This is a genomic window from Alkaliphilus transvaalensis ATCC 700919 (genome assembly GCF_000621485.1).
Lineage (GTDB): Bacteria > Bacillota > Clostridia > Peptostreptococcales > Natronincolaceae > Alkaliphilus > Alkaliphilus transvaalensis.
Window position 1 is genome coordinate 88,378 of record NZ_JHYF01000016.1, and the last position, 14,915, is coordinate 103,292.

Genomic DNA, 14,915 nt, shown 5'->3' on the forward strand with positions numbered 1-14,915 from the left:
ATGTAATGAGTCCCTTAATTCATCAGAATAAAGATTATCTTTTTTGGTGCTATTTTTCGTTACATTCCAAAATCGTCAATTAACCATTCTCCGTTGGATTTAATAAGAAAGTAATACCTTTCATAGATTCCATTTTTATGATCCATTGTTTCTTCATGTAATAGGATTTCATACTTCACTAAGAAGACTTTAATATCATTTTTTACTACATTTTTTAATTTACCTCTACCATATTCTATATAGCTGTTTTTTACATTTTTGTTTGTGTCTAACTCTAGCTTTAGAATTTCAATAGAGGCAATATTATCAAAGTTCCAATCTAAGTGCCGCAAATCTTCTGAAATAGTTGTTTCAAACATCTCTAAATCATTATTACTTTTGTATTTAAAATGGTCATTGATGGTTTTTTCTGCATCATATGTAGTAGAAGCCTTTAAAATTGTACAACCTGAATTTAAAAAAATAAGAATAGAACCTATCACAATCACTAATAATATTTTAGTAGATTTCAATTAGTTCCCTCCTTTTCATAGTAAAATTTTCTAATCTTTAGAAGGATAAATTATATGATTAATTAGGTACGTTAATTGTATTAATTGTAATGTATTACATATATTTCTGTCAAACAGTTAGATTCATAGTTTTTTATTTAGCTTAAATTCATTAAGAAAGTTTAAAGTATTTTAAAACTATTTTGATTATTTCATCTATTTGATTTCACCCAGTTTTTTGTATAATTTTATTTACAAATATGATATGATAAAAATTGATAAGGAATAATTACATATTTAGGGGGGTTAATTAATATGAATTTTTCAAAGAGAATTACTTCTATGCAAGAGTCTCCAATCAGAAAGCTAGTTCCATATGCTCAAGGAGCAAAGGCGCAAGGTAAAAAAGTATACCACTTAAATATCGGACAACCTGATATTGAAACACCAGAGTCTTTTATGAATTCAATTAGAAATTTCGATGAGAAGGTACTTGCATATTCATTGTCACAAGGGATGCCTGAGTTGATTGATGAAATTATTAAATACTACAAAAAGTATGACATGCACTATGAAAATGATGAAATTCTAATTACCAATGGTGGTTCTGAGGCTCTATTATTTGCTATTATTGCTGTAGCTGATGCTGGAGATGAGGTATTAGTACCAGAGCCCTTCTATACTAATTATAATGGATTTAGTGCGGCGGTTGACGTTAGTGTAGCACCTATTACTTGTAGAGCTGAAGATGGTTTCCACCTGCCTTCTAGAAAGGAAATTGAAGAGTCTATCAACCCAAGAACTAAGGCTATTATCCTTTCAAACCCTGGTAATCCAACTGGAGTAGTTTACACAAAAGAAGAAATTCAATTATTAGCTGACCTAGCTAAAGAATATAATCTATTCATTATTGCTGACGAAGTTTATAGAGAGTTTGTATATGATGGATTAGAATACACTAGCTTTGGAAATATTGAAGGAATCCAAGATCGAGTAATCATTGTAGATAGTGTATCTAAGAGATATAGTGCCTGTGGAGCTCGTATCGGTTCACTTGCTAGCAAAAATAAAGACTTAATGAAACAAATTCTAAAGCTTTGCCAAGGAAGACTTTGTGTTCCTACTTTAGAGCAAGTTGGTTCTGTTGAGCTATATAAGACTCCAGAGAACTATTTTGAAGAAGTTAATAAAGAGTATGACAAGAGAAGAAATATTGTTTTTGAAGGTCTTAATGATATCCCTGGTGTATTATGTAAAAAGCCTACTGGTGCCTTTTATGTTGTAGCTCAATTACCTGTTGATTGTGCTGAAAAGTTTACTATCTGGATGTTAAAGGATTTTGATGTTGATGGAGAAACGGTTATGCTAGCTCCAGCTGAAGGCTTCTATGCAACTCCTGGTTTAGGAAAAAATGAAGCTAGAATTGCTTACATCTTAAATGAAAATGATTTAAGAAAATCTATGGAGATCTTAAAGCAAGCAGTTGCTAACTACCCTGGTAGAACTGTCTAGAGACATTATGATTATATAGATTAATTAAATATCAAAGATTAATGAAATGTATAACATCAAGAAATAAATTCAAATCATAATTTAGCTAAACATAAATTAAAGCTGTCTTAAGATAATTAAATCTAAGACAGCTTTTTTGTGCTTACTATTTGAAATTATTTGAAATTTCATCTAAATAGTTTTTATGACTATGGCTTTATAAAGAAAAAAGTTACTTTCTTTTTCCTCTATTTTTATTATTTCCTTGTTTTCCACTGGTTGAAGTATTTTTTGCAGGTTTGGTATTTCTGTTTTTATCATTATTCTTATTTTTATTTTTAGTTTTAGTATTATCTTTTCCTATAGGGGTGTTCTTTTTATTATCCTGCCTAGAACCTCTGTCATTCTTCTCCTTCTTACTTTGGGATTTTCTATTGTCTTGCCCTTTCTTCTTATGATCCTTTTGTTTGTCCTTTTTAAATGATTGTCTTTCGTGTCTTGGTCTAATTAGACAGTTTTTACCGTAGCCTATTAAGTCTTCCCTTTCACCCTTTACTAGAGCTTCATAGACAAGATTATAATTTTGAGGCTTGCGATATTGAATTAAAGCCCGTTGCATTGCCTTTTCATGGGCAGTTTTAGGTACGTAGACTGGCTCCATAGTTCTTGGGTCCATCTCAGTATAATAGATGCAGGTGGATAATGTACCTGGTGTGGGATAAAAGTCTTGTACCTGTTCTGGCATATGACCTAAGTCTCTTAGATATTCTGCCAGTTCTATTGCAGACCATAAAGTTGAACCAGGGTGACTAGACATTAGATAAGGTACTAAATACTGGTCTAACCCTAAATCTTTATTAATTTTATTGTATTTATTTACAAATTTCTCGTAAACTTCCTTCGATGGTTTCCCCATTGTTTTTAGAACTTGATCGGATATATGCTCTGGTGCTACTTTAAGTTGGCCGCTTACATGATTTTTGCAAAGCTCCTTAAAGAACTCGTCATTTTTATCGTGAATCAAATAATCATATCTTAAACCTGAACGAATAAAAACTTTTTTAACATTAGGTAATTCCCTTAATTTCTTCAATAATTTTAAATAGTCTTTATGATCAATTTTTAACTGACTACAGGGGTTAGGGAAAAGACACTGTTTATCTTTACATACTCCATGTTTTTCTTGTTTTTTACATGCCTTATGGCGGAAATTTGCTGTTGGACCACCTACATCATGGATATAACCTTTAAATTCTGGGTCCCAAACAATTTTTTCTGCTTCAGATAAAATTGACTGATGACTTCGTGACTGAACTACCCTACCTTGATGGAAGGTTATAGCACAGAAATTACAATTACCGAAGCAACCACGATTACTAATTAAGCTGAACTTAACTTCCTTTATTGCTGGAATCCCCCCCTGTTTTTCATAGATGGGGTGGTAGGTTCTTACATAGGGTAACGAATAAATATTGTCTAACTCTGCCTGAGTCATTGGCTCATGGGGAGGATTCTGGACAACATAGAAATTTCTATAGGGTTCTACTAACGGTTTTCCGACAATTGAGTCCATATTATTATATTGATACATAAAGCTTTCAGCATATTTCTTCTTTGATTCTAGTATTTCATCGTAATGGGGTAAAAATATCGGCTGATAGGCTCTACCTTTATCTTTTGTTTTATACACCGTACCCCTAACAAAAGTGATTTCAGAGACAGGTAGACCACTTTCTAAAGCCTCTGCTATTTCTACAATTTGCCTCTCACCCATGCCATAGACAATTAAATCTGCCTTAGCATCTAATAGAATTGATCTTCTAACTTTATTATCCCAATAATCATAGTGGGCAAATCTTCTTAAGCTTGCCTCTATACCTCCAAGAATAATCGGGACATCACTAAAGGCTTCTTTTATTCGATGGGAATAAATCATAGTGGCTCTGTCAGGTCGATAACCACCTTTACCCCCAGGGGAATAAAGATCATCTTTTCTTCTCTTTTTCCCTACGGAATAGTGGTTTACCATAGAATCAATATTTCCAGAGGTAACTAAAAAACCTAGTCTTGGCTTTCCTAAGACCTTAAAACCTTCTGTTGTATCCCACTTTGGTTGCGGAATAATCCCAACTTTATATCCTCTATTTTCAAGTATCCTTCCTATCACTGCAGGCCCAAAGGAGGGATGATCTACATAGGCATCACCAGAAACCAATACAAAATCTAATTGATCCCACCCTCTTGTTTTCATGTCTTCTTTGCTTATCGGTAAAAAATTTGTCATAGCTCTATCATCCTTTAATGTTTGTATTTCATAAATTAAGTTTTATTTCTTCTGAAAGCTATTATACCATTTATTAGCTTCATAGAGTTGCTTTTTTATTATTTTGCCTTAATTTTAGTGAGTTAATCCTACAATTGGATTTACTAAAAGAATTAGTTAAAGAAAGTAAATAAAAATACATATAAAAAAAATAAATAAATCAAAAGAATAAATCAAAAGAATAAATCAAAAAAAATAAAACAAAGACTATTCTCCAGTAGATTAGAATAACCTTTGTTTTCATAATCACTTTTGCTTTGATAGTTACCTTTACTTTGATAATTTTCTGCTTTAACCTATTTTTTATTTTACTTTTGATTTAGAAAGCTTATATCTCTGGGAAGGTATTAGTGTTTGATTAATAAAATTGCATAACTAATATTAAATAAATATTAATGCAAAATAGAAATCTCTATTTAGTGTCCAATGGGTCCCTCAATTTTTTTACTACTTACATTCTTACATGAAACTTATATAAATTAATAGTTATGAGTAAGCAATTTACTAAATTTATATACGAATACTCTCTTTTGTTTTTTTAGGAGTAAAAATTTTTTCGAAGAAGGATTTTTTTTGATGTTGATCTCTTTTAAGCCTGTCTTTAAGTTCAGCAACTTCATAAGACTTTTCTTTTAGTTTCATCTTTAATTTAGCATTTTCAACAATTAATACATCCTTCTCTTGGTTATTTAATTGATTACGTAATTCATCTATTTTTTGAGATAGTTCCTCTATTTCTTTTTTGTGGTCTAAACCTTTTAATGATTCAGTAACTTCCATTTTTATAAAATCTACTGCTTCCCTAAGCCATGTCTCATGATCTACTTTATCTGTTGTTTCGGTAACTGATTTTGGGTTATTTGATATTGCTACTTCGTTTCGTTGCTTGGAATCTATAATAATTTTTGGTGATTTAAGAACTTGTCTAATTTGTGGATTAGTTAGTCCTTTATCTTGTAGCTTTTTAATATACTGCAAATCTTCTATTTCTTTATAAGTGAAATATCTTCTATTTCCCTCGGTCCTTGGAATTTTAAGTTGAAATTCTTTCTCGTAGAAACGAATAACATGAGCTTCAAACCCTGTGATTTCTGCAACTTCTTTAATTGAATAGATATCGTTGTTTTTTTTCATTTGCTACACCCCCTACTATCTTTTTCAATATCCTCCCCCTTTTCTCCTTTTAAAGATTGAGATTTTCGTAATACAAATTCCTCTATTTTTCAATTGTTTGGGACGATTCTTGAGTTATTTCGACAAGAAAAGGTTCTCTTTGTGCTTTTGGTGATGTAGTTTAGATTAAGAGAATTGCCTTTATCTATTATTTGAATTAATAAAATCCAAGACTTTTTTATAATCTACATGGTCTTCTGAAATAACGCTATCTTGCCTTGTTGCAAGGGTAGGCTTTGGATCACCTCGGCTTGCTAAAAATAAAAAGCCTGTCAATTAATTTTCATCGTAAATCTGACATCTCTAGAAGCTCAGAAATAGTTACAAATCGATAACCTTCTTTAATGAGTTCTGGAATGATAATTTTGAGGGCCTCAACAGTTTGACTATTTTTTTCTGGAACATAATCATGCAATAGAATTATATTACCATTGCCAACATTTCTTATGATATGATTAGCTATGCTATCTGCAGTAGGGCTGTTCCAGTCTCTAGGATCTTGATTAGCAGTCCATAAAACAATTCGATGGCCTCGCTCTTTTACAATATGTAATGTATTATTATTTAAAAAACCAAAGGGAGGGCGAAAAATATTAGGTTTAACACCAATTACTGAATAAATGATATTATCTGTATCGTCTAACTCTTTACTTATTTTCCCATAGGATGATTTTGTTACGTCAATATGGGTAAATGTATGATTTCCTACTTCATGACCTTCATCTATTAGTCTTTGGAGTACTTCTGGATACAATTTAACATGTTTTCCTAATACAAAAAAAGTTGCCTTTGCATTGTATTCATATAGTATATCTAAGATTTCAGGGGTAAATCGTGGGTGAGGACCATCATCAAAAGTTAAAGCGATTAATTTTTCCCTCTCAGAGCCACTTCTAACAACAACTGAGTCATCATATCTATAATTTATTACTTCCTCAAAATAATCTGTCTTAACCCAAATAATTAATGCTAATAGTATTAGTACTGAAATGAACAATATTATTGTCAGTGGCTTTTTTTTAATGATTAGAACATAAAGCTGATTCATCAAATCAACCCTTTCAAAATATAACTAAAGCTGACAAAGATACATTATATAACAGAAAAGAACTTCATTAATAAATACTTAATAATAGTTATAGTTCATATGATATTATCGCAACGAAAGGTATTCCATTATTCCTATTGTAATCATCTTTGCTATTTCTTCTTGATGCTCTTCGTTTTGTAAATATTGTCTGTCCTTTTCATTAGAAATAAATCCTGTTTCAACTAATATCCCTGGGGAGATTGTATTCCGCAAGACAAAAAAATTATTAGGTAGCGGATTTTTTTCTAGTTTACTATGATTGTTTTCATAGGCAGATAATTTACTTAAGTTTCTATGAACATGTTCAGCTAGGCTTTTGCTAGGGTCGCTGGATCTATAGTAGAAGACAATAGGACCAAATTTTTCTATGTTATTGATATAATTAACATGAATACTAATAAAGAGTTCAGGTTGACTTTGATTAATTATTCTTGCTCTTGCGTTTAAATCCTCAGAATGGCGATTGCCATTGTTAACATGATCATCAAGAGAATCATCAGTCTCTCGAGTCATAATGACCGTTGCTCCTTTTTTTTCTAACTCTTTGCGAAGCTTAAGGGCAATGTCTAGATTAATGTCCTTTTCTAGAATTTCTGTTTTATAATGTGTGCCTCCATCTATTCCACCATGACCAGGATCGATAACGATTGTTCTCCCCTGTAAAATATCTTTGTTATTGAATTGTATAACATTTAATAATCCCGAAGAAAAAAAAGATAAGATTACAATTACCAATAATAGAGAAATTAATATTAATAGACTAAAGGCTACTTTTTTCTTTATTACTATAATCATTCTAAGGCCCCTCCTGATAATTCTACTATATTATTAATATATTGAAGGATTTATGTATATATAACAATAATATGCTACTGTATAGATTGCTTATATTTAGCCTCAAATTTTCAGTATGTTATGATGAGGGGAAGTTCAGAGGAAAGTCCTTCAAAAGTCCTTCGGTGTCAAATTGAAGAAATTCTTTACATAAAAAAATGAGGATTCTGAAAAATCCTCATTTTTATATACCTGCTTTAACTATTGTAAAGAGATTTATTATTACTCTATTTCATTTTCGATTAATTTAACAGTTAATTTAACGGCATTTTCAATATCGGAAATGGCACACATTTCATTAGTACTATGGATATATCTTGTAGGAATAGACATTACCCCAGAAGGTACTCCACTTCTAGTTAAATGAATTGCACCTGAATCTGTTCCACCAAATTCTAAGACCTCTAATTGATATGGAATATCGTTTTTCTTTGCTTGCTCTATCATGAAGTTCTTAACCTTTGGATGGCATATTACAGAATTATCCTTAACCTTTACAGTTGGGCCTTCACCTAGTTTTACTGACATTTTTATGCCCTTCGGAGTATCTCCTGTTGCAGTTACATCAAAGGCAATACCAAAGTCTGGGTTAACTCCATAGGCTGCTGTTTTAGCTCCCCTCAGTCCAAGCTCTTCTTGTGTTGTAAAAACAAAGTAAAGGTCATTATTACTTTCCTTCATCAACTTTAAAGCTTCAATCATAATAAAACAACCGATACGATCGTCTAATGCTGGCGAGAATACTTTTTTATCATCAATTAAGCATTCTGCATAGTATACGCAAGTATCTCCAATAGATACCATCTTTTCAGCCTCTTCCTTCGAAGATGCCCCGATATCTATGAATAATTTATCTAAATTTAAGTCTTTTAAACTATCTAACTTTTCACTACCAATCACACCAATCGTTCCATTTTCAAAGATAACTCTTTGGGAAAGAGAAATTGATGGTGAAATTCCACCAATGTTGGTGAAACGTAAAAACCCTTTTTCATCTATAAAAGTAACCATTAAACCGATATGGTCCATATGTCCAGCTAACATTAATTTTTTACCGTTTCCTTTTTTATGGGCAATTAAATTACCTAGGGCATCTGTATAAACCTCATCGACATAGCCCTTTACTTCAGCCTCAATAATCTCTCTAACTCTATTTTCATTTCCTGAAGGTGAATATGTAGAACATAATTTTTTAACTAATTCCTTATTAATTGTATACATTATAGCACGCCTCCCTTGCTAATTTTATCGATGAATTTAACCATTAATTCTTTGGTATTCTTAAAGTCATCCATGCTCATAACAGAAACTGGAGAATGTATATAACGGCATGCAACTGCTACAGAGACACATGGAGTACCACTCTTTGCTTGATGGAATCTTCCGGCATCATTTCCACCGAAAGTAGTCTTACGATATTGCCAAGGGATATTATATTCTTCTGCTGTTCTAACCAAAGAATCTACATATTTACGGTGATAGATGGATGTTCTATCCATTAAAGATATAGCAGGACCTTTATCAAGCTCGGTTACTTGGAAATGAGGCTCAACATCTGATACGTCTGAACAAGTAGTGCCTTCTAAAATAATTGCTAAATCGACATTTACTTGATTAGCAGCAACTTCTGCTCCCCGTAGACCAATTTCCTCTTGTACAGTAAAGATTCCAGTAACTGTTATTGGTAAATCCATTTTTAGTAGGTCAACCATTATGGCACAACCTACACGATCGTCTAAAGCTTTTGCTTTGACTCTATTTTTACCGAATTCTGTATATTTACCATCAAAAACAATGTAGTCTCCAACGGAAACATGTTTTTCAGTTTCTGCTTGATCTTTGCAGCCAATATCTATATAAAGTTCATCAATAGACACAGCTCGTTTTCTCTCATCAGGCTTTTGCATATGTATAGCTTTGGCCCCAATTACACCAGGAATACGTTTACTTCCAACGTAAACCATCTTAGAAATTAATATACGTGCATCAACTCCACCAACAGGTGCAAACTTAATTAGACCTGCACTGTCGATTCCCTTAACCATAAAACCTACTTCATCCATATGGGCGGCTAAAGCTATATGGGGTTTATCTACTTTCCCCTTTTTCTTTGCTATGATGTTTCCCATACGATCTACTTTAATTTCATCTACATAGCCCTTTAATTCATCAAGGATGATTTTTCTTACATCTTTTTCATCACCTGAAACACCTGAGGCATTCGTTAATTTTTCTAATAACATAAGAACTCCTCCATATCCTTATCATTTAAGCTCATGATAAATTGAGCCATTAGCTTACCTGTCTTTTCAACGTCTGAAAGACTTAAGGTTTCTACAGAGGTATGCATATATCTTAGAGGTATAGATAATACCCCTGTTGCTACACCAGACTTTGTTACTTGCATTGGCCAAGCATCTGTTCCAGTGTGGCCAGTGGCTATTTCAACTTGATATCCAATAAAGGCATTTTTTGCAGTTTCCTTTAAACTATTAAATATTGCAGGATGGATATTAGGACCTGTTGTGAGGGCTGGTCCTTTACCAATTTCAATCGTTCCATATTGACTTAATTCTGGAGTCTTACCAAAACCAACATCTACTGCAATACCAATGTCTGGTTCAATTCCAAAAGTTGAAGTAATGGCTCCTCTGGTGCCAACTTCTTCTTGAACAGTTGCCACACAGTAAACATCTACATGATGGTTATAATTTTGAAGTTCTTTTAAACAAATCTGTAAAGCAGCTACCCCTACACGGTCATCCAATGCTTTACCTGCTACCCAATCGTTTTGTAGGGTAATCAGTTGTCTTTTAACGGTAACGACATCACCGATGGATACAAGATTTTCTACTTCTTCCTTAGAATACCCAGTATCAATCATTAATGACTCGATACTTAAGGCTTTACCTCTTTCTTCTTCAGTAGTTAGATGAGGGGGTTTAACTCCAATAATTCCATAAACCTTTTCTTTTCCATGGATGATTACTTCTTGGCATAAAAGAGTTCTTTGGTCTACACCACCTATGTTGGTGAACTTAATAAAACCATTCTTATCGATTTCTTTAACCATTAACCCTATTTCATCCATGTGGGCTGCTAGCATAACTTTGCCAGTCCCTTTGCTTCCTTTTTTAAAAGCAATAACATTACCTAATGAATCTTTTCTCACTTCGTCACAATAATCTTTTAGTTGATTTTCGATGACACGTGAAACTTCTTCTTCATAGCCTGAAACACCAGGTGTTTCTGTTAAGATTTGAATAAGTTCTTTGGTATTCAATGAATAGCCTCCCTTCTATTTTTAAGCATGTTTATCTCCTCCCAAAATCCATTAATTAAAAGGAATATGGAGGAGATAAAAAATTTATGTCATTTTTTTATAAAAAAATGTTTTTGTTGGCGTTAATTTGTATCTATTAGGTAAAATAATTTGTTCTGTACTACCTACAAAAAAGATTCCGTGGTCGTTTAATGATTCATAAAACTTATGATACATTTTGGCCTTAGTCTCTTCTGTAAAATAAATCATAACGTTTCTACATATTATTAAATCACAATCAGGAGGATAGGGGTCCTCTAGAAGATTATGTTTTTGAAAAGTAACCTGTTTTTTTATAGAATCTTTAATATGATATTTACCATCTACTAACTGAAAGTAGTTAGAAACAAAATCCTTAGGGAGATTTTCTATACTTTTGGCAGTATAAATCCCTTCTTTTGCTTTAGCAATAGCACCTAAATCAATATCAGTTGCTAAAATGCTGATATCTTGTAATGACATAAATTTGGTTAGTAGCATAACTAAAGAATAGGGTTCCTCTCCAGTTGAACATGCTGCGCTCCAAATTTTAATTCTCTTTTTATGTTTTAATAATGTTGGAAGTACATCTTCTTCTAAAACTTCCCACTGCTGAGGATTTCGATAGAATTCTGAAACATTTATTGTTAGGTAGTTAATAAATTCTTCATACAATTTACCATCATTACAAAGGGCATTAAAATAATCATCATAGGAATCATAGTGATTTCTTGCAATCAAGGACTCAATTCTCCGCTTCATTTGACGCTCTTTGTAACTAGCTAAATCAATGCCTGTTTTTTTATAAATTTTCTGAATAAATAACGGATAGCCCTCCATTACTTGTCCCCCCTTATTGTAAAAAATAAAGAGTCAAAGACTCTTTATTTTTCATCAGAATTAATTACGTCTCCTATCGTTACAGAACTTTCATCATTTGTAAATTCTGCCTCTCCTTCAGTTTTATTAGCTGCTGAAATACTTAAACTAATACGTTTTTGCTCAGCATTAACTTCTAAAACTTTAACCTTAACAATTTGTCCAATCTCTAAGGCTTCTGAAGGTTTTTTTACATATCCTTCACTGATTTCCGATATATGAACTAATCCATCTAAACCTGGTTCTAACTCAACGAAAGCACCGTAGTCAACCATTCTAACAACTTTACCTTCTACTATATCACCAGTTGCATAGTTTTGCTCCGCTAAATCCCATGGTTGTGGTTGTAATTGTTTTAAACCTAAAGAAATTCTTTCTTTATCTTTATCAAAATCTAATACTTCTACTTCTACTTCATCTCCAACCTTTAAAATTTGAGATGGATGCTTAACTCTATTCCAAGATAAGTCAGAAATATGAATTAAACCATCTATTCCACCGATATCAACAAAAGCTCCAAAGTCTGCTATATTTCTAACACTTCCCTTAATCTTTTGTCCTTTTTCAATTTTACCTAAAACATCTTTTTTAGCTTCTTCTTTTTCTTCTTTTAAAACAACTTTTCTTGATAATACAGCTTTGTTCTTTCTACGATCGATTTCAATTACTCTTGTGTTAAATTTCTTTCCTACGAAAGTAGATAAATCTTCTACAAAAGTATCTGAAATTTGACTAGCTGGGATAAAACAACGAATACCTCTTGCGATGGCAATTGCTCCACCTCTAACAACTTCAACAACCTTTGCTTCAATAATTGCATTACTATCTTTAATTTTCTCTAAATCTTCCCAACCTTTTTCCATATCTACTCTTTTCTTAGATAGAAGAACGTTTCCTTCGCCATCATCTACCTTAATAACATAAACTTTAATTTCGTCTCCGATATTTACTAAAGTTTTTGGATTAACTGAGTAGTCGTTTGATATTTCTTCCTTTGGGATAATACCATCAGATTTGTATCCTACGTTTACCATAATTTCATTATCGGTAACGTTAATTACTTTACCTGTTACGACTTCACCTCTATGTAATCTCACCATAGATTTTTCAATTTCATCCATAAAGTTAAACATATCACTCATTATTAAAACCTCCTAGTATTTTAAGTTTATTATATACGCTTAATTTTCTCTGCTACTTCGTTAATGATTTTGTGAGGGGTTGATGCCCCAGCTGTAACACCAATCGTTTGATATTTTGATAATTGATCAAGATCCAATTCATCAGCTGTTTCTACATGATAAGTATCTTCGGGTTTAATTTCTTTGCATATAGAAACAAGTTTTTGTGTGTTTGAGCTATGGTATCCGCCAACTATCAGCATTGCATCTACTTCTTCAGCTAATCTTCTAGCAGCATCTTGCCTTTGACGTGTTGCATTACAAATTGTATTAAAAACTTCTAAGTCTCTAATTTTGCTTTTAATTTGTTCTACATATCCTTCATAAACTGCAATAGACATTGTGGTTTGAACAACAACACAGGTTGGGGTATCACTAGATAATCCTTCTATATCCCCTTCTGATTCTATTATAATCCCTTCATCATTACACCAACCATTAATTCCTATAACTTCAGGATGATTTGGATCTCCGATAATGACTATTTGATAGCCTTTATCATAATATTCTTTTACGATTTTTTGAATCCTTCGTACAAAGGGACAAGTAGAATCAGTTAATTTGAGATTAGCCTCTTCTGCTACCTGATAAATTCTCTCAGGTACGCCATGAGAACGTATAATCACATTACCTTCGTTGATTTCTTCGAGGTTTTCAATTACCTCGACACCATTTTGTTTAAGTTCTTGTACCACTTGAGGATTATGTATTAATGGACCTAGAGAATAAATTTTTTGATGATTTTTATTCTCTCGAATTTCATCAAATGCTGTGTCTATGGCTTTTTTTACTCCAAAGCAAAAACCAGAGTACTCTGCTAAAATAACCTTCATTTATAATCCTCCTAAAATAGGCTTCAACTCGTAGACCTATAAAAATTCTATAAATTATATAAAATTCCTTCTTTTATATGAAATATTTTATCATACATACAAATTTTTATTTATAAACTGGGACTTTTTCTGATATAAGCCCTTTAATTAATTTACAAACGTCATCAATTGTGAGACCTGTTGTATCAATTGTTATTGCATCTTCTGCTTGAACAAGGGGTGAACAACTTCTACCAGCGTCGATTTCATCCCGTTTTTGAATTTGGGCTTCTATTTCTTCGAAGCTTTCCTTTGTAGAGCCATTATGTATAAGTTCTTCATACCTTCTTTTAGCACGTTCTTTTACAGATGCAGTTAGAAATATTTTTAATGCAGCGTTAGGTAGTACATTTGTGCCTATATCTCTACCATCCATAACGACATTTTGATTGGCTGCAATTTTTCTTTGCATATCGACTAAAATGTTTCTAACTTCTGAAATCTTAGCAATATGGGATACATAAAGACTAACATTATTGCTACGAACCTCTGTATTAATATTTTTTTGATCAAGATAGATGTTTCCATCTCTAAACATAATGTCTGTTTCATTCGCCAGTTTTACGATCTTTTCCTCTTCATGAAGGGGAATACCTGACTGTAGCACCTGGTAAGTCAAAGCTCTATACATTGCACCTGTATCAATATAGATATAATTTAAATCCTTCGCAATTTTCTTAGCTATGGTACTTTTCCCAGCTCCAGCAGGACCGTCTATGGCAATTTGTATTGCCTCCATTAGTTTTCCTCCTATTAACAAATATAAACCACCAATCGGTGGTGGTTGTCTATAGAAAATTATACATTAGTTTCACCAATTTCTCAAGTCATTGAATACGAATTGTCGATAGTACTACTATATTGCTATTCAAAGTCCAAGTAGCATGTAAGTTTGGAATTCTAATATTATTGGAGGCTTCATCTAATCTAATATCAATAGTTTCTTGATACATAGAAGCATTTACTTGAACTAAATCCCCATCTCTGACAGATACTGTAACGCTATTATCCTCATTAAATTTTTTTGCAACTAGTCCATTGATCATTAATTCTAGTTGAGGATAATTAGCATTTCCATCTATTGATATTGTAATTTCCCCATAGGGAGAGACTAGTGCTTGTAGATTATACTCTTGTCTGTTTCCTAGTAGGACAGTTTTTTGTTGAATATTAACCATCTCGAGGGAATTATAGATTATAACAGTAATTAATAATAGTATAGCTGGTACTAGAAGAATTTTCTCGAGAATACTAAAGAAGTTATCTTTTCGCAATAGTCT

General features: G+C 32.4%; 14 protein-coding genes. 1 reads left to right on the forward strand and 13 read right to left on the reverse strand.

The window, feature by feature from the left end:
- Nucleotides 1-59 precede the first annotated feature (59 nt).
- The gene (locus T335_RS0112650) at nucleotides 60-512 is read right to left on the reverse strand and encodes a DUF4829 domain-containing protein (protein ID WP_026477885.1); all 453 of its coding nucleotides are present in this window, start codon (nucleotides 510-512) and stop codon (nucleotides 60-62) included.
- 294 nt (nucleotides 513-806) lie between these two features.
- Here T335_RS0112650 and T335_RS0112655 point away from each other — a divergent pair, with 294 nt between their 5' ends.
- Complete coding sequence (locus T335_RS0112655; protein ID WP_026477886.1) at nucleotides 807-2,003, forward strand: pyridoxal phosphate-dependent aminotransferase; 1,197 nt, start codon at nucleotides 807-809, stop codon at nucleotides 2,001-2,003.
- A 211-nt stretch (nucleotides 2,004-2,214) separates the two neighbouring features.
- Here the strand turns inward: T335_RS0112655 and T335_RS20645 are convergent, their stop codons facing one another.
- From T335_RS20645 to T335_RS0112715, 12 genes are all read right to left on the reverse strand, one after another.
- Complete coding sequence (locus tag T335_RS20645) at nucleotides 2,215-4,266, reverse strand: YgiQ family radical SAM protein (protein ID WP_084281294.1); 2,052 nt, start codon at nucleotides 4,264-4,266, stop codon at nucleotides 2,215-2,217.
- 549 nt (nucleotides 4,267-4,815) lie between these two features.
- Nucleotides 4,816-5,439: a helix-turn-helix domain-containing protein gene (locus tag T335_RS20650; protein ID WP_051569300.1), complete on the reverse strand. Its 624-nt coding sequence runs from the start codon at nucleotides 5,437-5,439 to the stop codon at nucleotides 4,816-4,818.
- Nucleotides 5,440-5,761: 322 nt separating this feature from the next.
- Nucleotides 5,762-6,526 carry a polysaccharide deacetylase family protein gene (locus tag T335_RS20655; RefSeq protein WP_051569301.1) on the reverse strand — a complete coding sequence of 255 codons (765 nt, stop codon included), beginning with the start codon at nucleotides 6,524-6,526 and terminating at the stop codon, nucleotides 5,762-5,764.
- Between the two features lie 105 nt (nucleotides 6,527-6,631).
- The gene (locus T335_RS0112675) at nucleotides 6,632-7,363 is read right to left on the reverse strand and encodes an N-acetylmuramoyl-L-alanine amidase family protein (protein ID WP_034328437.1); all 732 of its coding nucleotides are present in this window, start codon (nucleotides 7,361-7,363) and stop codon (nucleotides 6,632-6,634) included.
- Between the two features lie 261 nt (nucleotides 7,364-7,624).
- The gene (locus tag T335_RS0112680; RefSeq protein WP_026477888.1) at nucleotides 7,625-8,623 is read right to left on the reverse strand and encodes a M42 family metallopeptidase; all 999 of its coding nucleotides are present in this window, start codon (nucleotides 8,621-8,623) and stop codon (nucleotides 7,625-7,627) included.
- On the reverse strand, nucleotides 8,623-9,645 hold the full coding sequence (locus tag T335_RS0112685; protein WP_026477889.1) for a M42 family metallopeptidase: 1,023 nt from the start codon (nucleotides 9,643-9,645) through the stop codon (nucleotides 8,623-8,625). The genes T335_RS0112680 and T335_RS0112685 overlap by 1 nt, the downstream gene beginning before the upstream one ends.
- Nucleotides 9,636-10,685, reverse strand: coding sequence for a M42 family metallopeptidase (locus T335_RS0112690; protein WP_026477890.1), 1,050 nt, complete (start codon nucleotides 10,683-10,685; stop codon nucleotides 9,636-9,638). The genes T335_RS0112685 and T335_RS0112690 overlap by 10 nt, the downstream gene beginning before the upstream one ends.
- An 84-nt stretch (nucleotides 10,686-10,769) precedes the next feature.
- On the reverse strand, nucleotides 10,770-11,543 hold the full coding sequence (locus T335_RS0112695; protein WP_026477891.1) for a CheR family methyltransferase: 774 nt from the start codon (nucleotides 11,541-11,543) through the stop codon (nucleotides 10,770-10,772).
- 44 nt (nucleotides 11,544-11,587) lie between these two features.
- The gene (rpsA, locus tag T335_RS0112700) at nucleotides 11,588-12,724 is read right to left on the reverse strand and encodes a 30S ribosomal protein S1 (RefSeq protein ID WP_034328438.1); all 1,137 of its coding nucleotides are present in this window, start codon (nucleotides 12,722-12,724) and stop codon (nucleotides 11,588-11,590) included.
- A gap of 29 nt (nucleotides 12,725-12,753) precedes the next feature.
- Entirely contained in the window at nucleotides 12,754-13,596 is an 843-nt protein-coding gene (locus T335_RS0112705; protein WP_026477893.1) for a 4-hydroxy-3-methylbut-2-enyl diphosphate reductase, read from the reverse strand.
- 106 nt (nucleotides 13,597-13,702) lie between these two features.
- On the reverse strand, nucleotides 13,703-14,374 hold the full coding sequence (gene cmk / locus T335_RS0112710; protein WP_026477894.1) for a (d)CMP kinase: 672 nt from the start codon (nucleotides 14,372-14,374) through the stop codon (nucleotides 13,703-13,705).
- Between the two features lie 88 nt (nucleotides 14,375-14,462).
- Entirely contained in the window at nucleotides 14,463-14,909 is a 447-nt protein-coding gene (locus T335_RS0112715) for a hypothetical protein (protein ID WP_026477895.1), read from the reverse strand.
- Nucleotides 14,910-14,915 lie beyond the last annotated feature (6 nt).